At 72.1% G+C, this 20,290-nt stretch carries 17 protein-coding genes; 11 read left to right on the forward strand and 6 right to left on the reverse strand.

Going from position 1 to position 20,290, the window contains the following annotated elements; translation table 11 throughout:
* Window positions 1-78: 78 nt before the first annotated feature.
* A complete protein-coding gene (locus NP777_RS11835) occupies window positions 79-2,385 on the reverse strand; it encodes an FdhF/YdeP family oxidoreductase (RefSeq protein WP_256650078.1) in 2,307 nt (768 codons plus the stop codon).
* A 340-nt stretch (window positions 2,386-2,725) separates the two neighbouring features.
* Here NP777_RS11835 and polA point away from each other — a divergent pair, with 340 nt between their 5' ends.
* From polA to NP777_RS11870, 7 genes are all read left to right on the forward strand, one after another.
* Complete coding sequence (gene polA, locus NP777_RS11840) at window positions 2,726-5,464, forward strand: DNA polymerase I (RefSeq protein WP_256650079.1); 2,739 nt, start codon at window positions 2,726-2,728, stop codon at window positions 5,462-5,464.
* Between the two features lie 113 nt (window positions 5,465-5,577).
* Window positions 5,578-7,374, forward strand: coding sequence for a lytic transglycosylase domain-containing protein (locus tag NP777_RS11845; RefSeq protein WP_256650080.1), 1,797 nt, complete (start codon window positions 5,578-5,580; stop codon window positions 7,372-7,374).
* Between the two features lie 168 nt (window positions 7,375-7,542).
* Complete coding sequence (locus NP777_RS11850) at window positions 7,543-7,677, forward strand: SPW_0924 family protein (protein WP_107417375.1); 135 nt, start codon at window positions 7,543-7,545, stop codon at window positions 7,675-7,677.
* A 16-nt stretch (window positions 7,678-7,693) separates the two neighbouring features.
* On the forward strand, window positions 7,694-8,695 hold the full coding sequence (locus NP777_RS11855; RefSeq protein WP_256650081.1) for a DUF3068 domain-containing protein: 1,002 nt from the start codon (window positions 7,694-7,696) through the stop codon (window positions 8,693-8,695).
* 2 nt (window positions 8,696-8,697) lie between these two features.
* A complete protein-coding gene (locus NP777_RS11860) occupies window positions 8,698-9,318 on the forward strand; it encodes a hypothetical protein (RefSeq protein WP_256650082.1) in 621 nt (206 codons plus the stop codon).
* Between the two features lie 162 nt (window positions 9,319-9,480).
* The gene (locus NP777_RS11865) at window positions 9,481-9,699 is read left to right on the forward strand and encodes a hypothetical protein (RefSeq protein ID WP_037949729.1); all 219 of its coding nucleotides are present in this window, start codon (window positions 9,481-9,483) and stop codon (window positions 9,697-9,699) included.
* Window positions 9,700-9,722: 23 nt separating this feature from the next.
* Window positions 9,723-10,073: a hypothetical protein gene (locus tag NP777_RS11870; RefSeq protein WP_256650083.1), complete on the forward strand. Its 351-nt coding sequence runs from the start codon at window positions 9,723-9,725 to the stop codon at window positions 10,071-10,073.
* Between the two features lie 833 nt (window positions 10,074-10,906).
* Here the strand turns inward: NP777_RS11870 and hrpB are convergent.
* Window positions 10,907-13,594: an ATP-dependent helicase HrpB gene (hrpB, locus tag NP777_RS11875; RefSeq protein WP_256650084.1), complete on the reverse strand. Its 2,688-nt coding sequence runs from the start codon at window positions 13,592-13,594 to the stop codon at window positions 10,907-10,909.
* 8 nt (window positions 13,595-13,602) lie between these two features.
* Window positions 13,603-14,529 (reverse strand): class I SAM-dependent methyltransferase, encoded by a 927-nt coding sequence (locus tag NP777_RS11880; RefSeq protein WP_256650085.1) that lies wholly within the window; start codon window positions 14,527-14,529, stop codon window positions 13,603-13,605.
* Between the two features lie 367 nt (window positions 14,530-14,896).
* Here NP777_RS11880 and rpsA point away from each other — a divergent pair, with 367 nt between their 5' ends.
* Complete coding sequence (gene rpsA, locus NP777_RS11885) at window positions 14,897-16,399, forward strand: 30S ribosomal protein S1 (protein ID WP_256650086.1); 1,503 nt, start codon at window positions 14,897-14,899, stop codon at window positions 16,397-16,399.
* A 62-nt stretch (window positions 16,400-16,461) separates the two neighbouring features.
* Here rpsA and NP777_RS11890 read toward each other — a convergent pair whose 3' ends face one another.
* Window positions 16,462-16,923, reverse strand: coding sequence for a hypothetical protein (locus NP777_RS11890; RefSeq protein ID WP_256650087.1), 462 nt, complete (start codon window positions 16,921-16,923; stop codon window positions 16,462-16,464).
* Between the two features lie 312 nt (window positions 16,924-17,235).
* On the opposite strand from NP777_RS11890, the gene NP777_RS11895 reads away from it, so the two are divergent.
* The 3 genes from NP777_RS11895 (at window position 17,236) to NP777_RS11905 (ending at window position 19,450) form a co-directional block, all read left to right on the forward strand.
* Entirely contained in the window at window positions 17,236-18,180 is a 945-nt protein-coding gene (locus NP777_RS11895; RefSeq protein WP_210948706.1) for a PAC2 family protein, read from the forward strand.
* A gap of 38 nt (window positions 18,181-18,218) precedes the next feature.
* On the forward strand, window positions 18,219-18,827 hold the full coding sequence (gene coaE / locus NP777_RS11900) for a dephospho-CoA kinase (RefSeq protein WP_256650088.1): 609 nt from the start codon (window positions 18,219-18,221) through the stop codon (window positions 18,825-18,827).
* Between the two features lie 242 nt (window positions 18,828-19,069).
* On the forward strand, window positions 19,070-19,450 hold the full coding sequence (locus tag NP777_RS11905; protein WP_256650089.1) for a tetratricopeptide repeat protein: 381 nt from the start codon (window positions 19,070-19,072) through the stop codon (window positions 19,448-19,450).
* A 156-nt stretch (window positions 19,451-19,606) separates the two neighbouring features.
* Here NP777_RS11905 and NP777_RS11910 read toward each other — a convergent pair whose 3' ends face one another.
* Window positions 19,607-19,813 carry a hypothetical protein gene (locus NP777_RS11910; protein WP_256650090.1) on the reverse strand — a complete coding sequence of 69 codons (207 nt, stop codon included), beginning with the start codon at window positions 19,811-19,813 and terminating at the stop codon, window positions 19,607-19,609.
* Between the two features lie 161 nt (window positions 19,814-19,974).
* Window positions 19,975-20,280 (reverse strand): DUF6343 family protein, encoded by a 306-nt coding sequence (locus NP777_RS11915; protein WP_256650091.1) that lies wholly within the window; start codon window positions 20,278-20,280, stop codon window positions 19,975-19,977.
* Window positions 20,281-20,290: the final 10 nt, after the last annotated feature.

Here is a 20,290-nt window from a genome sequence, read left to right on the forward strand (position 1 = left end):
GACAGGCTCCGTTCGATTGCTGTGGTGGCCACCTTTGGTTGTGGTGGCCACCTTCTTACCAGGCAACTGAGCAAACGCTTAGGCCGGGGTTGTCTGTTCCAGGCGGACGACCACGGACTTGCTCGCCGGGGTGTTGCTGGTGTCGGCGGTGGCGTCCAGCGGGACCAGGACGTTGGTCTCCGGGTAGTACGAGGCGGCGCAGCCGCGCGCGGTCGGGTAGTGGATCACGCGGAAGCCGGTGGCGCGCCGCTCGACGCCGTCCTTCCACTCGCTGACCAGGTCGGCGTAGGCGCCGTCGGCCAGCCCGAGCTCCTTGGCGTCCTCGGGGTGCACCAGCACCACCCGGCGGCCGTTCTTGATCCCGCGGTAGCGGTCGTCCAGGCCGTAGATGGTGGTGTTGTACTGGTCGTGGGAGCGCAGGGTCTGCAGCAGCAGCCGGCCCTCGGGCGCCTCGGGGTACTCGATGGGGGCCGCCGTGAAGTTGGCCTTACCGGTGGCGGTGGGGAAGCTGCGGCTGTCGCGCGGGGCGTGCGGCAGGGCGAAACCGGAGGGGTCGCTCACCCGGTCGTTGAAGTCCTCGAAGCCGGGGATGACGGCGGCGATGCGGTCGCGGACGCGCGCGTAGTCCTGTTCGAACTCCTCCCAGGGGGTGCGGCTCTCGGGGCCCAGCACCCGGCGGGCCATTCGGCAGACGATGGCCGGCTCGGAGAGCAGATGGGAACTCGCGGGCTCCAGGCGCCCGCGGGAGGCGTGCACCATGCCCATGGAGTCCTCGACGGTGACGAACTGTGGGCCGCCGCCCTGGACATCGCGCTCGGTGCGGCCGAGGGTGGGCAGGATCAGCGCCCGCGCGCCGGTGACCACATGGGAGCGGTTGAGCTTGGTGGAGACATGGACGGTCAGCCGCGCGGTGCGCATCGCGGACTCGGTGACCTCGGTGTCGGGGGAGGCCGCCACGAAGTTGCCGCCCATGGCGAAGAAGACCTTGGCCTGGCCGTCGCGCAGGGCACGGATGGCCCGGACGACGTCGAAGCCGTGCTCGCGGGGCGGGGCGAAGCCGAACTCGCGCTCCAGGGCGTCCAGGAAGGCCGGGGCGGGGCGCTCGAAGATGCCCATGGTGCGGTCGCCCTGCACATTGCTGTGGCCGCGCACCGGGCAGACCCCGGCGCCGGGGCGGCCGACGTTGCCGCGCAGCAGCAGGAAGTTGACGACCTCCCGGATGGTGGGCACCGAGTGCTTGTGCTGGGTCAGGCCCATCGCCCAGCACACGATGGTGCGCTTGGAGTCCAGGACCATGCGCAGCGCGCGGTCGATGTCGGCGCGGTCGAGACCGGTGGCGCGCAGCGTCTCGTCCCAGTCGGCGGCGCGGGCCGCGGCGGCGAACTCGTCGAAGCCGTGGGTGTGCTCGCGGATGAACTCCTCGTCGACGGCCCCCTCCGCCGCGCCGGAGGCGCTGTCGGACGCTTCCAGGATGAGCTTGTTGAGGAGGCGGAAGAGGGCCTGGTCGCCGCCGATCCGGATCTGCAGGAAGAGATCGGTGAGCGCGGTGCCGCCACCGGCTATGCCGCGGGCGTTCTGCGGGTTCTTGAACCGTTCGAGACCGGCTTCGGGCAGCGGGTTGATGGAGATGATCTTCGCGCCGTTGGCCTTCGCCTTCTCCAGGGCGGAGAGCATGCGCGGGTGGTTGGTGCCCGGGTTCTGCCCGGCCACGATGATCAGGTCGGCCTTGTAGAGGTCCTCCAGCAGCACGCTGCCCTTACCGACGCCGAGGGTCTCGGTGAGCGCGGAGCCGGACGACTCATGGCACATGTTGGAGCAGTCGGGCAGGTTGTTGGTGCCGAACTCGCGGGCGAAGAGCTGGTAGAGGAAGGCCGCCTCGTTGCTGGTGCGGCCCGAGGTGTAGAAGACCGCCTCGTCGGGGGAGTCGAGCGCGGTCAGCTCGTCGCCGATGATGTCGAAGGCCCGGTCCCAGGTCACCGGCTCGTACCGCTCGGCACCCTCGGGCAGATACATGGGCTGGGTCAGCCGGCCCTGCTGCCCGAGCCAGTAGCCGCTGCGGGTGGCGAGGTCGGCCACCGGGTGGGCGGCGAAGAAGTCGGGGGTGACCCGGCGGAGGGTGGCCTCCTCGGCGACGGCCTTCGCGCCGTTCTCACAGAACTCGGCGGCGTGGCGCTTGTCCGGCTCGGGCCAGGCGCAGCCGGGGCAGTCGAAGCCGTTCTTCTGGTTGACGCGCAGCAGGGTGAGCGCGGTGCGGCGCACACCCATCTGCTGGTGGGCGATGCGCAGCGAATGCCCCACGGCCGGCAGCCCGGCGGCGGCATGTTGTGGGGGTGTGACCTCGGGCGCGTCCTGGATCGGATCGCCTGCGGGCGGCCTGGCTGCCATGTCGCTCCCCTTGGGCTCGAGCGTTGCGGGACCTGTGTGTGGACCTATGGGTCCGATCCTGTCACGGGCCACCGACAGCCGGGGCGGCGGCCCGGTTTGGCTGTCGGTGGCCCGACTCGGCTGTCGGTGGCTCGGCTCGGCCTGGCTCGGTGCGGCCCGGTCCGGCCCGGTGCGGTGGTACGGCCGCTCCGGCCGTGCGGCCCGGTCCGAATCTTGGGCTCGGCTCGGTGCGATCTTGTGCCTGGCCCGGTGCGATCTTGTGCCCGGCCCGGCCCGGCCCGGCCCGGTCCGGTGGCCGGGGCGGGAGGCATTGTCGGTGGGGCGTGGCAGGATCGGGGGCGTGGCAGAGAAAGCATCGAAGAAGACCGCAGCGCCCGCTCCCGACCGCACGGGGGATGACCGGCCCCGCCTGCTCCTGCTGGACGGGCACTCCCTGGCATACCGGGCGTTCTTCGCGCTGCCGGCGGAGAACTTCAACACGACCACCGGCCAGACCACCAACGCGATCTACGGCTTCACCTCGATGCTGGCGAACACGCTCCGTGATGAGCGGCCCACGCACCTCGCCGTGGCGTTCGACGTCTCGCGCAAGACCTGGCGCTCCGAGCAGTTCACCGAGTACAAGGCGAACCGCTCCAAGTCCCCCGACGAGTTCAAGGGCCAGGTCGAGCTGATCGGCGAGCTGCTCGACGCCATGAAGATCACGCGCTTCGCGGTGGACGGCTTCGAGGCCGACGATGTGATCGCCACCCTCGCCACCCAGGCCGAGGAGCAGGGCTTCGACGTCCTGATCGTCACCGGCGACCGGGACTCCTTCCAGCTGGTCACCGACCATGTCACGGTGCTCTACCCCACCAAGGGCGTCTCCGAGCTGACCCGGTTCACCCCGGAGAAGGTGCAGGAGAAGTACGGCCTCACCCCGAGCCAGTACCCCGACTTCGCGGCCCTGCGCGGCGACCCGTCGGACAACCTCCCCGGTATCCCGGGCGTCGGCGAGAAGACCGCGGCGAAGTGGATCAATCAGTTCGGCTCCTTCAAGGAGCTGGTGGAGCGGGTCGAGGAGGTCAAGGGGAAGGTCGGCGAGAAGCTCCGCGAACACCTGGAGTCCGTGAAGCTCAACCGCCAGCTGACCGAGCTGGTGCGGGACGTGGAGCTGACCGCGGGCCCCGAGGGGCTCGAGCGCGCCCCGTACGACCGGGAGGCGCTCGGGGTGATCCTGGACGCGCTGGAGTTCCGCCACCAGAACTTCCGCGACCGGATCATGGCCGTCGACCCGGGCGCGGCGGCGGACGAGCCCGCGGCCACCGAGCCGGGCGTCGCGGTCGACGGAGCGGCGCTGGGCGCGGGCGAGCTCGCCCCCTGGCTGGAGGGCCACCGCGACGCCCCACTGGGCCTGGCCACCGTCGACACCTGGGCGCTGGGCAGCGGCAGCGTCAGCGAGGTCGCGCTGGCCACCGGCTCCGGCCCCGCCGCCTTCTTCGACCCCTCGCAGCTGGACGAGGCCGACGAGCGGGCGTTCGCCGAGTGGCTCGCGGACCCGGACCGCCCCAAGGTGCTGCACAACGCCAAGGGGATCATGCGGGTCTTCGCCGAGCACGGCTGGTCCGTCGCGGGCGTCACCATGGACACCGCCCTCGCCGCCTATCTGGTCAAGCCCGGCCGCCGCTCCTTCGAGCTGGACGCCCTGTCGGTGGAGTACCTGGGCCGTGAGCTGTCCCCGGCGGCGGCCGCGGACAGTGGGCAGCTGGCCTTCGGCGCCGATGAGGAGGGGGAGCGGGACGCCCTGATGATCAAGGCGCGGACCATCCTGGACCTGGGCGAGGCCTTCGGCGGCCGGCTCAAGGACGTGGGCGCCGCCGGGCTGCTGCACGACATGGAGCTGCCCGTCTCCGAGCTGCTGGCCCGGATGGAGCGGTCGGGCATCGCCGCCGACCGCGACTGGCTGGAGCGCATGGAGCAGCAGTTCGCGGCCGCCGTGCAGCACGCCGTGAAGGAGGCCCACGACGCGGTGGGCCACGAGTTCAACCTCGGCTCGCCCAAGCAGCTCCAGGAGGTGCTCTTCGGCGAGCTTGGCCTGCCCAAGACCAAGAAGACCAAGACCGGGTACACCACGGACGCCGACGCGCTGGCCTGGCTGGCCGCGCAGACCGACCACGAGCTCCCGGTGATCATGCTGCGCCACCGTGAGCAGGCGCGGCTGCGCTCCACCGTCGAGGGCCTGATCAAGACCATCGCCCCCGGCGGCCGCATCCACACCACCTTCAACCAGACCGTGGCGGCCACCGGCCGGCTCTCCTCCACCGACCCCAATCTGCAGAACATCCCGGTGCGCACCGACGAGGGCCGGGCGATCCGGCGCGGCTTCGTCGTCGGCGACGGCTTCGAGTCGCTGATGACCGCCGACTACAGCCAGATCGAGCTGCGCGTCATGGCCCATCTCTCCGAGGACGAGGGCCTGATCGAGGCGTTCACCTCCGGTGAGGACCTGCACACCACGGTCGCCTCCCAGGTCTTCTCCGTCGACAAGTCGGCGGTCGACCCGGAGATGCGCCGCAAGATCAAGGCCATGTCCTACGGGCTGGCGTACGGCCTCTCGGCGTTCGGCCTCTCCCAGCAGCTGGGCATCACCCCCGACGAGGCCCGCAAGCTGATGGAGAACTTCTTCGAGCGGTTCGGCGGCGTGCGCGACTATCTCCAGCGGGTCGTCGAGGAGGCCCGTGCCACCGGCTATACGGAGACCATGCTCGGCCGCCGCCGCTATCTGCCGGACCTCACCAGCGACAACCGCCAGCGCCGCGAGATGGCCGAGCGGATGGCGCTCAACGCCCCGATCCAGGGCACCGCCGCCGACATCGTCAAGATCGCGATGCTCAAGGTGGACGCGGCCTTGACGAAGGAGAAACTCTCGTCGCGGATGCTGTTGCAGGTCCACGACGAAATCGTGCTGGAGATCGCGCCCGGTGAGCGGGAGCGGGTCGAGGAATTGGTGCGCCGGGAGATGACGGGCGCCTTCCAACTCAGCGCCCCACTGGACGTATCGGTAGGATCCGGTGCGGACTGGGAGTCCGCGGCTCACTGAGAGTTCGCCCGATGGGGTGTTTGCACCGGTAGCTGCGGGCCATAAGTTGTCGTAGTGTCACCAGAGTTGACGCGCCGGGGGAGCGCATCGTGTTCGACGGGAGGGACACACGGATGGCACCGCTTATCGGCCGACGACTGCGCAAGGGGGCGGCCACGACAGCGGTGGCGGCGGCCGCGATGGCCGCCCTCACCGCGTCTCAGGCACCCGGATTCGCCAATTCCGACCATGGCGACCAGAACCGGGAGCAGCGGGCGGGGGAGGAGGCGCCGGCGCCGGACGGCAACACCCCCATAGACGGTGGTTCCTCGTACCACACCGATCTGCCGCCCCTGGTCACCCCCGACAAGCCGGGCTCCTCGATCGATCTGCCCGGGCTCCCCGGGGGCAGCAGCACCAAGCCGGAGGCGGGCATACCCGCGAGCGTCCTGGCCGCCTACAAGAAGGCGGAAGCGACTCTGCGGGATTCCAACCCCGGCTGCAATCTGCCCTGGGAACTGCTCGCCGCGATCGGCAAGGTCGAGTCCGGCCAGGCCGGCGGCGGCAATGTGGACGCCAACGGCACCACCGTCTCGCCCATCCTCGGCCCGGTCCTCAACGGCGACGGCTTCGCCCTGATCAAGGACACCGACGGCGGCGCCTACGACGGCGACAGTACGCATGACCGGGCGGTCGGCCCCATGCAGTTCATCCCGTCCACCTGGGCCAGCTGGGGCCGGGACGGCAACGGTGACGGTGAGAAGGACCCCAACAACATCTATGACGCCGCTCTCGCCGCGGGCAGCTACCTCTGCGCGGACGGCCGGGATCTGTCCGTCAAGGCCGATCTGGACCGCGCGATCCTCGGCTACAACCACTCGCAGGAATACCTGAACACCGTCCTGTCGTGGTTCGAGTACTACAAGCGCGGCACCCATGAGGTCCCCGACGGCACCGGTGTGATCCCCTCGGGGAACGACTCCGGCTCGGGCGACAAGGGCAAGGACTCGGGCCGGAATCCGGGGAAGGACGGCGGCAAGGGCAAGGACCCCGGGAAGGGCAAGGAGAACGACGCCCACACCCTGCCCAAGCCCAACGACAACCCCGACACCACCACCCCGACCCCGCCGACCGGTGGCGGCCCCGGCACCCCAACCCCGGGCAACCCCGGCACCCCCGGCACCGGGAGCCCGACCCCGAAGCCCCCCACGACCCCGCCGTCCACCCCGAGCGGCACCAGCAAGCTCACCACCGTCGGCGCGAAGGACCTGTCCACCACCGCGGGCACCGGGTTCGACCGGTCGCCGCGCGTCAAGGCCGTGGACACCGCGGGCAAGCCGGTGGCCGACGCCCGGGTGCGGTACGAGATCCTCGGCGACACCGACACGCGCTTCCTCGGCCTGGTCAAGTCCGCCACCGTGCTGACCGCCGCCGATGGCACCGCCACCGCGCCGAAGCTGCTCGCGGGCGAGAAGACCGGCACCTTCACCGTGCGCGCCACCGCCGTGGGGCGGCAGGCCGCCCCGGTCGAGTTCACCGCCACCGTCAAGGCCCGGCCCGTGCCGCAGGCCGACGCGCTGGCCCGGATCGACGACAAGAAGCTCACGGCCCACACCGGCGCCTCCTTCGCCGACACGCTCACCGTCAAGGCCACCAACAAGGGCAAGGCCATGGCGGATGTCCCGGTGACCGCCACCATGATCACCTCGGCGAAGGACCCGAAGCCGAGCGACAAGGGGCCCTACTTCCTGGACGACAAGGGCAAGCCGGTGCGCGCCCTGGCCGCCCTGAAGACCGACGGCCTCGGCCGGCTCACCCTGCCGAAGATCCTGACCGATGACCACGCGGGCACCTTCCTGCTCCGCCTCACCGCCGAGGGCGGCGCCGTCCTGGACATCGAGCTGACGGTCACCCAGGCCCCCGCCTCGTAAACCGCCCCTCATACGGTTCACCGCACCGCCCCTGAGCCCCCACCGGGCCCAGGGGCGGTGTGACGCTTTCCCTCCTTCGTGTTCTCATCTGCGGCCCCTGTTGCTACGGTGCCCCATCCCTGACGAAGCGTCAGGCAGCGCCTCGTACCGACCACGAGGAGGCCCCGTATGCGTGCCCTCGCCGCCGCCGCGATCGGACTCGCCGCCGCCCTCGCCATCGTCCTCACGATGACGGCCATCGGCGCCCCCAGCGGTGAGACCTCCCCGGAACCCCTGCTCACCACCGTCCCCAAGCACCCATGAGGGAGGGACATCCGCCATGCGCCGCAGAGCAAGCCTGGTGCTGCTGGCCTTCGCCGTCTTCTTCGCCGCCCTCGCGCCGCTGCTGCGCTGGTACGCCTATCCCCGGCTGGCCAAGATCCCGCCCAGCGAGTACCAGACGGCCGTGATGGAGGCCAGCCCGGCCACGCTGCTCGACTACGGCACGATGAAGCCCCGCACCGTCCCCAAGGTCAGCATCGTGCAGACCCTGCGCGGCAATGTGCCCGCCGCGAAGGAGGTCGGCAAGGCGACCGGGCGCGATGTCGTCGTCTGGGACACCCTGTCGTATGTGGCCGGGCCCGACGGCAAGATGGTCTCCAAGATCCCCGAGCGCTATGTCTTCGACGCCCACTCCCAGGACCCGGTGCACGCGGGCGGCGAACATGTCGACGGGGACGCGGTGCGCCGCGACGGCATCGAGTACAAGTGGCCGTTCCTCACCGAGAAGCGCGACTACCGTTACTTCGACGCCCAGACCCGCACCTCCGCCCCCATCCACTACAAGGGCACCCGGAACTTCCGCGGTCTGGAGGTCTACTACTTCGAGCAGACCATCCCCTGGACCAAGGTGCCGCTGCCCAAGACCATGCCGGTCGACGGCGTCACCCCCGAGACCGTCCGCAAGGCCGGCACCACCCGCTGGTACAGCACCAAGCGGATGTTCTGGGTCGAGCCCACCACGGGCGCCCCGGTCAACGGGCAGGAGATCCACAAGGAGGAGCTGCGCGGCGGCACGCTGCTGGGCGACCGCGACCGGGTGACCGTCTTCTCCGGCCATGTGAAGATGCGCGAGGACTACATCCGGCACACGGTGGACATGGTCAAGTCCCAGCGCCAGCTGGTCCTGCTGCTCACCGCCTATCTGCCGTGGGGCTTCCTGATCCTCGGGCTGGCCCTGCTCGCGCTCGCGCTGCTGCTGGAGGCGCGCGGACGCGCGGCGCGCCCGCCGTCCGCCCCGTCGGCGCCGGCCGCGTTGTCAGTGGCGGGCCGTAGCGTATGACCATGCCAGTGAACAGCTGCGTCCCCGGTCCCGAACTCATCGGCCACATCGCCGACTTGGCGCGCCTGGAATGGACTCCGGGCGCCACGGCGGCCGCCGCGAAGCGCTTCGGCTGGGTGCCCGACGGCTCCCGCACGTCCTCGTACGCCACCAACACCGGGCACTATGTCCTCCCGGAGTGGTTCGGCGGGCCGGACGACGCGGACACCGAATGCATGATCCCGTTCTGTTACTACTACGAACCGGACGACTTCGACGCGGAGCTGCAGGCCGACGGGCTCACCGGCAATGTCGACTGGCTCGCCGAGTACCACTCCGGCGACCCCGGCTGGGTCTTCGACCGCGAGGCCGACCGCTCCGGCTTCGACGGCCGGTGGCGCGCCGCCGTGGACGCTTTCAGCGGGCGCCTGGGCGAGCCGGAGACCGTGGTGCGGGACGAGAAGGGCGACCACCCGTGGAACTACGCGGCATGGCGCTGCGGCGGCAATGCGGTGGTGGTCGGCCAATGCGTCGACAACGGCTCGTACATGACCTTCGAGCAGGCGCTCATATGGGTCGGGCCGCACCCGGTGGACGAGCCGTTCCCGACGGGGGAGCAGTTCGCCCTGAGACTGGAGTGCTGAGCGGCTGGAGCGCTGAGCGGGCTGGGGTCCTGATTGAGTGGGCTGGAGTGCTGAGCGTCGTGGGCGTCGTGTGTCGCGTCGCGTCAACTTCCGTCCTCGCGATTCGCCCGTGGTGGCCAAGCCGGTAGTGATCAGGGCGCGGGCGTGGCTAGCATGCCGCCCATGCCTGGCATCACGATTGAGTTCACCGAGCAGGAGCTGGCCGAGCTGCGTGCCGAGGCGAGGGAGAAGGGCGTCGAGATCAAGCGGCTGGCACACGACATACTGACCGAGGATGTGGTGCGGCGGCGTCAGAAACAGCGCTTCGTCGAGGGTGCCGTGAAGTTCGCCCTGGCCTACAAGGCCGAGTTCGAGCGGGAGTTCCCGCACGGCATGCGGTGATCCTGTACGTCGATGCCGGTTGGGTGCTGAACGTCCAGGTCGAGGTCTCCCCGGTGAACACCCCGGTCCGGGACTGGGGCGCGCTGCACTGCATGGCCGAGCGCCACCGCTACGAGCGGTTCGCGGGCGAGCCCTACTACGAGGAGGCCGCCGCCCGCGCCGCGACCTTTCTGCATACTTCACTGATCCTCGAGCCGTTCTCCGACTACAACGCCACGATCGGCGCGGCCTGCGCGCAGATGTACATGGAGGAGTCCGGCGAGCCGATCGCGCCCCCACCGGGCGCCATGGTCGAACTGGTCCGCGACATACGGGAGATCAGCGGCTTCCGCCTCGGCGAAACCGCCCGCAGATTGCGCGCCTGGGCCGACTGACGCCCGAGGGATGCGCCGCGAGGCTCACTGCGCCCGGGTTTCCTGCCGCGCCGCGCGGCCCTCCGCGCCCGCGGCCTACGGCGTTCCCGTCTACTGCGCCACGTGCTCGGCCGCCGCGCCGCGTGGCCAGCTGCCTCCCGTGGCTCACAGGGCCCCGTGCCCCACCGCGCCGCGCGTTCCCCTGCGGTGCGGGCCGCTTGGGCGCGTGCCTCAGAGCCAGGCGTCGCGGCGTCCCGCTGGCTCTCGTGGCCCACGGCGTCGCGCGTCTCCTGTGCGGTGCGGGCCGCTTGGGCGCGTGCCCCGGTGCCACGCGTCCTGCGGCGTCCCGCTGTTCCCCTGGCCCGTGACTCACCGCGCTGCTGGTTCCCCTGTGGTGCGGGCCGCTTGGGCGCGTGCCTCAGAGCCAGGCGTCGCGGCGTCCCGCTGGCTCTCGTGGCCCACGGCGTCGCGCGTCTCCTGTGCGGTGCGGGCCGCTTGGGCGCGTGCCCCGGTGCCACGCGTCCTGCGGCGTCCCGCTGTTCCCCTGGCCCGTGACTCACCGCGCTGCTGGTTCCCCTGTGGTGCGGGCCGCTTGGGCGCGTGCCTCAGAGCCAGGCGTCGCGGCGTCCCGCTGGCTCTCGTGGCCCACGGCGTCGCGCGTCTCCTGTGCGGTGCGGGCCGCTTGGGCGCGTGCCCCGGTGCCACGCGTCCTGCGGCGTCCCGCTGTTCCGACGCCCTGCTGCCCGCCCCAACATCCCACCGCGGCCCAACGTCCCACCGGGCCCCAACGTCCCACCGCGCCGCGCGGCCCGCCGCGCCCCGTGGTTCACTGCGCGGCCTCTCGGCCGCATCGCTCAGCGGCGGGTGTTGGTGCGGCGGGTCGGTTCGGCTGTGGTCGGGTCCTCGGGCCAGGGGTGTTTGGGGTATCGGCCGCGCAGTTCGGCGCGGACCGAGCGGTAGCCGTCCGTCCAGAAGGACGCCAGATCGGCGGTGACCGCGGCCGGGCGTCCCGCCGGGGACAGCAGGTGGATCAGCAGTGGCACCCGGCCGCCCGCGATCCGGGGGGCCTCCTGCCAGCCGAACAGCTCCTGCAACTTCACCGCCAGCACGGGCCGGTCCGCGCCGTAGTCCACCCGCACTCGCGAGCCGCTCGGCACCTCGATCCGCTCCGGTGCCAGCTCCTCGAAGCGCGCCGCCTCGCCCGTGGCCCACGGCATCAGCCGGGCCAGCGCCTGTCCGGCGTCCACCCGCCCCAGATCGGCGCGCCCGCGGGCCCGCGCCAGCTCCGTCCCGAGCCAGTCGTCCGCGCGGTCCAGCAGCGCCTCGTCGGAGACGTCCGGCCAGGCCCCGCCCAGCTCGCGGTGGAGGAAGGCCATCCGCTGCCGGACCGCCGTGGCCTGTGCCGACCAGCGCAGCAGCCCCGTGCCCTCGCGGCGCAGCCCGTCCAGCAGCGCCCGCCGCACCAGTTCCGGATCGGGGTCGGCCAGCGGCCGGGACACCAACTCGATCGCGCCGAGCCGGGCCACCCGCCGCGTCAGGACGTCCTCGTCGGCCCAGCGCACCTCCTCGCCCTCCGAGGCCAGCGCGGCGGCCGCCGTCCGGGCGGTGTCCTCGTCGGTCACCGCCGCTAGCCGCACCCGCGCCGACGCGGAGGCCACCGGCCGGTCCGCGACGGCAACCGCGAGCCACGGCGCCCCGCCCAGCCGCGAGCCGTCGCCCAGCTCCGCGCCCGTCCCGGCGGCCATGAGGTACGCCCGCTCGCCGCGCCGCCGGGCCACCCGCTCCGGGAACGCCAGCGCGGCCATCAGCCCCGCCACGGCGTCCTCGCCGCGCACCGGACCGGCACCGCCCCGCCCGCCGTCCGGACCCGCGGTCCCCGCGGCGGTCAGGGCGTGTTCCAGCCGCCGGGCCTCCTGGCGCCAGCGGGCGGCGTAGGGGTCGCCGCCGTGGCGGGCGGTACGCCAGGCGGCGGCGAGGTCGTCGCCGTACTCCCTCGGGGGCTCCTCGCTCAGCAGGGCCACCACCTCGGCCGCCCGGCGCACGCCGACCTCCTTCGCGCCGTCGATGAGCGCCCGCGCGAGGCGGGGGTGGAGGCCGAGGCGGGCCATCCGGGTGCCGCGTTCGGTGGCCCGTCCCGCGGCGTCCACGGCGCCGATCGCGGTGAGCGTCTCGCGTGCGGCCGCCATCGCCCCGGCGGGCGGCGGATCGAGCAGGGCCAGCCCCGAGGCGTCCGGATCGCCCCAGCACGCCGTCTGGAGCGCGAAGGCCGTAAGGTCCGCACCGGCGATCTCCGGGGACGGGAAGCGCGGCAGCCGGGCGTCCTCCGCCTCCGGCCAGCAGCGGTAGACCACCCCGGGCGCCTCGCGCCCCGCACGGCCCGCACGCTGCCGGGCGGCGGCCCGTGACGCCCTTACGGTCGTCAGCGCGCTCAGGCCGCGTGCGTGGTCCATCCGGGGCTCACGCGCCAGCCCGCAGTCCACGACGATCCGCACGCCCGGCACGGTCAGGCTCGACTCGGCGACCGAGGTGGCCAGCACCACCCGCCGCCGGCCGCCGTCCGCGCCCGCGCCCGCGAGCACCGCCTCTTGTACGGCGGCCGGCGCCCGCCCGTGCACCTGGAGGACCTCCGCGGCGGCGAGCCCGCCCAGCTTCCCGGCCACCCGGGCGATCTCCCCGACGCCCGGCAGGAAGCACAGCACATCGCCCTCCCGCTCGCGCAGCGCCCGCCGCACCACGGCCGCGACATGGTCCAGCAGGGCGGGGTCCACCCGCATCCCGTGCGGCGGCCTCACGGGGCGCTCCGGCGGCGCCCACACCACCTCCACCGGATGGGAGACCCCCGGCGCCGAGACGACCGGCGCGGGGTCCCCGGGGCCGTCCCCGCCGCCCGTCCCGCCGTCGCCGCTCCCGCCGTCGCCGCCATCCCCGCCGTCGCCGCCATCCCCGCCGTCGCCGAGCAGCCGCGCCCAGCCCTCCGCGTCCGTGGTCGCCGAGGCGGCGATCAGCCGGAGGTCGGGGCGCAGGGCGGCCCGGACGTCCAGCAGGAAGGCGGCGGCCGTGTCCGCGTCCAGATGGCGCTCATGGCATTCGTCGAGCACGACCACATCGACGCCGGCCAGCTCCTGATCGCGTTGCAGCCGCTGCAACAGCACACCGGTCGTGACCACCTCGACCACGGTCCCCGGCCCGGCCTGCCGCTCCCCTCGCACGGTGAAGCCGACCCTGCCGCCCGGCCGCTCGCCCAGCAGCCACGCCATCCGCCGCGCGGCGGCCCGCGCCGCGATCCGCCGCGGCTCGGCCACCAGCACCCGCCGCACCGCTCCGCCGCCCACCGCTCCGCCGCCCACCAGCCCGCCACCCACCGGTCCGCCGCCCACCAGCCCGGCGAGCACCAGCGGCACCAGCGTCGTCTTACCGGTCCCCGGGGGCGCGCACAGCACGGCGACCCCGCGGTCGTCGAGCGCACGCAGCAGTTCGGGCACGGCGTCGCGTACGGGAAGGCGGTCCAGGGCCTCGGCGCGCGGGTCCGCGGGGTCGGTCAACGCTCGCCTCAATCCCGCTCGCACACGAAGATCGCCGTGCCCGGGATGAGGTTCCCCCGCAGCGGGGACCAGCCGCCCCACTCCTGGTGGTTCCACCCGGGCCACTCCGGCTCGATCAGGTCGACCAGCCGGAAGCCCCCGGCCACCACGTCCCGCACCCGGTCGCCGAGGGTCCTGTGGTGCTCCACATAGACGGCCCGGCCCGATTCGTCCTGCTCCACATAGGGCGTGCGGTCGAAGTAGGAGGCGGCGATGGACAGCCCCTCGGGCCCCGGTTCGTCGGGGAACGCCCAGCGGATCGGATGCGTCACCGAGAAGACCCACCGCCCGCCCGGCCGCAGCACCCGGCGCACCTCGCGCATCACCCGCACCGGCTCGGCCACGAACGGCACCGCCCCGTACGCCGAGCACGCCAGGTCGAACGAGCCGTCCCGGAAGGGCAGGGCCGTGGCGTCGGCCTGCACCAGCGCCACCCCGGCCGGGTCACCAGCCCGGGAGGCCCCGGAGACCCCGGAGGCCCCTGACGCCCCAGAGGCCCCAGAGGCCCCTGACGCCCCGGAGACCGCCGCCTCCGCGTCGATCCGCCGCGCGTGCCGCAGCTGCCGGTGGGAGAGGTCCAGCGCCACCGGCCGTGCCCCCTGGGCGGCCAGCCAGCGGGCGCACTGCGCGGCGCCCGCGCCCACCTCCAGCACATCGCGCCCCTTGAGCGCCTCGACGGGGCCCAGCAGCCCCGCCTCCGCCTCGTCCAGCCCCTCCGGGCCCCATATGAACCGGTCGTCGCCCAGGAAGGCGCCGTGCTCCTCCTGGTACTCGTCCGCGTTGCGGTCCCACCACCCCCGGTTCGCCCGGCTGCTCTCCGCCGTGTCGGCGATCCGGCGGGTGGCCGTCGGCTCGGCGGCCACCCCGGGGGTGCTGGGCTCGTGTTCTTGGACCATCGCGCGCGTCGTCGTACTCTCTGTATCGACCTGTGGCTGCGGGGCGCGGTGAGAGCCGCGTCGCAGTACGGACCATGCAATTTGCCAGGTTCGGGGCGTTAATCCCCACGTGTGCTCTTCGTGCATTGACCATGCCCGGCTGCCCCCGTATGCTACAAGTTGCGCTGCGGGCCTGTGCGCCTCGGACGGAGCAGGCCGCGCTCGCATCTGTTGTATGTCCCCTCGGTTGTCGAGGCGCTCGCGCTTTTCGATCCCTGAAATCGGAAAGATTCGGCGTCTCCAAGGCTGTCCGGCTTCGGCAGTGCGATAAAGGGTCCCGGCGTAGCAGTACCTACGACTTCATGTCCGTACCGGAGCCCTTTTCCACATGACGAGCAGCACCGAGGCAACCCGCACCACCCCGCAGGTGGCGGTCAACGACATCGGTTCCGAGGAAGCCTTCCTCGCCGCGATCGACGAGACGATCAAGTACTTCAACGACGGCGACATCGTCGACGGCGTCATCGTGAAGGTCGACCGGGACGAGGTCCTGCTCGACATTGGTTACAAGACCGAAGGCGTCATCCCCTCTCGCGAACTGTCGATCAAGCACGACGTCGACCCCAACGAGGTCGTCGCCGTCGGCGACGAGATCGAGGCCCTCGTCCTCCAGAAGGAGGACAAGGAAGGCCGACTGATCCTCTCGAAGAAGCGCGCCCAGTACGAGCGCGCCTGGGGCACCATCGAGAAGATCAAGGAAGAGGACGGGATCGTCACCGGTACCGTCATCGAGGTCGTCAAGGGTGGTCTCATCCTCGACATCGGCCTCCGTGGCTTCCTCCCCGCCTCCCTGGTGGAGATGCGCCGCGTTCGCGACCTGCAGCCCTACGTGGGCAAGGAGCTCGAGGCGAAGATCATCGAGCTCGACAAGAACCGCAACAACGTGGTCCTGTCCCGCCGCGCCTGGCTGGAGCAGACCCAGAGCGAGGTCCGCCAGACCTTCCTCACCACCCTCCAGAAGGGCCAGGTGCGCTCCGGCGTCGTCTCCTCCATCGTCAACTTCGGTGCGTTCGTGGACCTGGGCGGCGTCGACGGTCTCGTCCACGTCTCGGAGCTGTCCTGGAAGCACATCGACCACCCGTCCGAGGTCGTCGAGGTCGGCCAGGAGGTCACGGTCGAGGTCCTGGACGTCGACATGGACCGCGAGCGCGTCTCCCTGTCGCTCAAGGCGACGCAGGAGGACCCGTGGCAGCAGTTCGCCCGGACCCACCAGATCGGTCAGGTCGTCCCGGGTAAGGTCACCAAGCTCGTGCCGTTCGGTGCGTTCGTCCGCGTCGACGAGGGCATCGAGGGTCTGGTCCACATCTCCGAGCTGGCCGAGCGCCACGTGGAGATCCCGGAGCAGGTCGTCCAGGTCAACGACGAGATCTTCGTCAAGGTCATCGACATCGACCTCGAGCGCCGCCGCATCAGCCTCTCGCTGAAGCAGGCCAACGAGGCATTCGGTGCCGACCCGTCCGTGGTCGAGTTCGACCCGACCCTGTACGGCATGGCCGCGTCCTACGACGACCAGGGCAACTACATCTACCCCGAGGGCTTCGACCCCGAGACCAACGACTGGCTCGAGGGCTTCGAGACCCAGCGCGAGGCCTGGGAGACCCAGTACGCCGAGGCGCAGCAGCGCTTCGAGCAGCACCAGGCGCAGGTCATCAAGTCCCGCGAGGCCGACGAGCAGGCCGCTGCCGAGGCGGGCAACGCCGCCCCGGCGCCGGGCGGGCAGGCGGCCGGTGGCGGTTCGTACTCCTCGGAGTCGGCCGACAACTCGGGCGCCCTGGCCTCGGACGAGGCGCTGGCCGCGCTTCGCGAGAAGCTGGCCGGCGGCCAGAGCTGACCAGCCGCCGCTAGCCGGCACCAGCTGAGCAGGTAAGGCCCGCTCCCCATGGGGAGCGGGCCTTACGCATGCCCATGGCGCCGCACACTGACCGAAACGGAGTCCACGGTCACGCCGCGGGCGCCGTCGATCCTGATGCCCTCCTTGCCGCCGCGGACCGTGATCCCCCTGACCGTCCAGTACGAGGCGCCGTTCAGCCGCAGCCCATAGCCGCCGCTCGCGGTGAGGACCGCTTTCGAGGAGCCGGTGAGGGTGATCCGCGAGCCGGAGGTGCCGGAGGCGGTGATCTCGAATCCGCCGTGGTACCTGCCGTCGGCGAGCCGGATCGTATCGCCGGGCCGGGCCCCGGCAAGGGCCTCCCGGAGCCCGTCCGTGTCATCCACGGAGATCGGGACGGCGGTGGCGGCGGGAGCGTCCCGCCCGGTCATGCCCGCCGCCATCAGCCCACCGGTGGCGATCAGTCCGGCGGCGATGGCGGTGAGGAGGGTGCGTAATCGGGTGGGAGTGCGGCCGGGGGAGTGCATAGGAGGCTGCCTTCCTGTGCCGTGGCCAGAGGTGAACACGCTGGGTTCTGGTCAGTGAACGCCGGATGACATGATGAACCGCTGACGGCTGGCGAAGATAGGCGTGCCGCATATGTGCGTCAACCCCGCGACGTGCGCCGACGTCGAGATCGGGCCGCCCACGTTCGCCCCGGTGAGCGCTCGGGCACCTCGCCCGAACGGGTCCCTCGCAAACGGGGTTCGGGGCCGTTCGGCCATCGAGGATCCCGCCCGGGGAATGCCCCCGCCCCCGTTCGGTGTTCTTCGGTGCGAACACGAGGAGGAGCGGTCACAGTGCATGATCCGCAGGAGTTGTACGCATGGGAACCGAGCGGGCTGGCGGAGGTCGACGCGATAGCGTCGCGGGACTCGGCCGGGCTGGTGCTGCTGTACCACTTCGACGGCTATATCGACGCCGGCGAGACCGGGGACCAGATCGTGGAGCGGCTGCTCGACGGCCTGCCACGCAAGGTGGTCGCGCGTTTCGACCATGACCGGCTGGTCGACTACCGGGCCCGTCGGCCCCTGTTGACCTTCCAGCGCGACCGGTGGACGGCGTACGAGACCCCGAAGATCGAGCTGCATCTGGTGCGCGACGCGACCGCGGCCCCGTTCCTGCTGCTCACCGGGCCGGAGCCGGATGTGGAGTGGGAGCGGTTCGCGGCGGCCGTGCGCCAGATGGTCGAGCGGCTGGGCGTGCGGCTCGCGGTGAACTTCCACGGCATCCCGATGGGTGTGCCGCACACCCGGCCGGTCGGCATCACCCCGCACGGCAATCGCACCGACCTTATGCCCGGTCACCGGGGCTACTTCGACGAGGCCCAAGTGCCCGGCAGCGCCGAATCCCTGATCGAGTACCGGCTCGCCGAGGCGGGCCGCGACGTCCTCGGCGTGGCCGCGCACGTGCCGCACTATCTGGCCCGGTCGGCCTATCCGGACGCGGCGCTCACCGCGCTGGAGGCCATCACCGCGGCCACCGGTCTGGTGCTGCCGGGGCCGACGCACGCGCTGCGCAACGAGGCCCTCAGAACGCAGGAGGAGATCGAGCGGCAGATCTCGGAGGGCGACGAGGAACTGGTGGCGCTCGTACGGGGCCTGGAGCACCAGTACGACGCGGTGGCCGGGGCCGAGAGCCGCGGCAACCTGGTCGCGGAGCCGGCCGAGCTGCCCTCGGCGGATGAACTGGGCGCGGAGTTCGAACGGTTCCTCGCCGAGCGCGAGGGCGACGGCGGAGCCTGACCGATGACCCCACCGGCGCGCCGTATAGCGTGGGCCCCATGCTGAACCTGGGGCTCACGGGCGGAATCGGCGCGGGCAAGAGCGAGGTCTCACAGATCCTGACTTCATTGGGAGCGGTGCTGATCGACTCGGATCGGATCGCTCGTGAGGTGGTCGAGCCGGACACGCCGGGACTGGCCGCCGTGGTCGCCGAATTCGGCCCCGAGGTGCTGACCGCAGATGGCCGGCTGGACCGGCCCAAGCTCGGCGGGATCGTCTTCACCGACCCGGAGCGGCTGAGCGCGCTGAACGCGATCGTCCACCCGCTGGTCCGGGACCGCTCCGCCGAACTCCAGGCGGCGGCCGCGCCCGACGCCGTCGTCGTCCATGACGTCCCCCTCCTGGCCGAGAACAAGCTGGCGCCGCTCTACGACCTGGTCATGGTCGTGGACGCCACGCCCGAGACCCAGCTGGACCGGCTGGTGCGGCTGCGCGGCATGGCCGAGGACGAGGCGCGGGCCCGGATGGCGGCACAGGCCACCCGCGCGGAACGGCTGGCGATCGCCGATGTCGTGATCGACAACAATGGCCCGATCGAGGCGCTGGAGCCGCAGGTCGGAAAGGTCTGGGCGGACCTGGTGCGGCGCGCGGCCGCCACGGAGGGCTGAGCCGGGGCGCGGTACGTACGGGGCGGGCCGGGACCGAGCCGGGGCGCGGCGGGACCGAGTCGAGGCGTGCCGGGACCGAGCCGGGCGCGGCGCGGCGCGTGCGGCGGTCCGTGGCGGGGAATGCGGCGTGCGGGGTGATTGTTGTCCACCCCGTAACGAACGATCATTCGTGACGGTTCATCCCATCCCCTCACCCATCCACCGCCTCACCACCGAGTACGTACCCGGGGAAGGAAACGGCTGTGCCCGAGCCCACGCCCGAGACCCACGTCATCGACTTCCGCGCCGCGGAGCACCTGCTGGCCGCCCGAGATCCACGGGGCGCCGTGAAGCTGCTCGACTCGGTCATCAGCGCCCACCCCGAGAACACGGCGGCCCGGCTGCTCAGGGCCCGCGCGTTCTTCGGCGCTGCCCAGCTGCGCTCGGCGGAGCTGGAGTTCCAGCTCGTCCTGGAGCGCGAGCCGGACAACGCCTTCGCCCACTTCGCCCTGGCCCGCACCCTGGAGCGGGCCAACCGCCCGGCCGAGGCCACCCGCCACTTCCGGCTGGCCGCGGCGCTCGATCCGCGCCCGGACTTCGTGGAGGCGGCCCGGTTCGGCGAGAAGGACGGCCGGGACGGATAGGCCGGGACGGATAGGCGGGGCGCGGGCTGAGCCGCGGTGCTCGTCGCCGGGGCCGCGGTGCTCGCCGGGGCCCGCACGCCGTCGTACGCGCCGGTGCGCGGCGGGGGCCCGCGTCCCCGGTGCGCGCCAGGTTCCCGGTGAGCGCCAGGTCCCCGGTCAGCGCCAGAGGACGAATCCGCCGAGGACCACCGCGCCCAGCAGCACCACCCCGCCGAGCCCGAGCGCCACTCCGCGCTGACGGGCGAGGTCGTACGGGTCGGCCTCCGGTCCCCGCCGCGTATTCCGCCGCCCGTACGGCTCTCCGGTCCCGGAGAGCATCAGCCCGAGCGCACAGAGCGCGATGCCGATCGCCAGCACCCCCATGACGGCCCCCCTGTCCCGGCAGGTACTCAGCAGGTACTGGGCAGTATCCCCCGGAACGAGGCGCTCCCCGCCGTCGATATCCCGTCACCGCGGGAGCGGCATGCCGGCCTTACCGCGCCCACGCTTCAGCGGTGACGCCCTTACGGAGCCCGCCGTCGCTCTTACGGAGCCCTTCGCCGCTCGTGGCTCCGTCTGTTCTCGGCGATCGGTGCGTACGGCGGCACATCCCGGCCCGGCTGATAGTGCGGCCCCTGCCGGATGTGCCGGATCACCAGGACCAGATCGATCAGCGTGACGACGGCGAGCGCCCCGCACGCGGCCGCCCACCCCGGCCGGCCCGCGATCGCGAAGGCCACCGCGCCGCCGAGCGTCCAGAGCAGCCCCCACGTGGCCAGCCCCAGCCGCATCCGCAGCGGACTGCGCGCGTGGATCGGCTCATCGCCCGTTCGGATCAGCCGCATCGGCATGGCACCGCAT

Origin of the sequence: Streptomyces rugosispiralis (assembly GCF_024505145.1) — a bacterium.
Taxonomy (GTDB): domain Bacteria; phylum Actinomycetota; class Actinomycetes; order Streptomycetales; family Streptomycetaceae; genus Streptomyces; species Streptomyces rugosispiralis.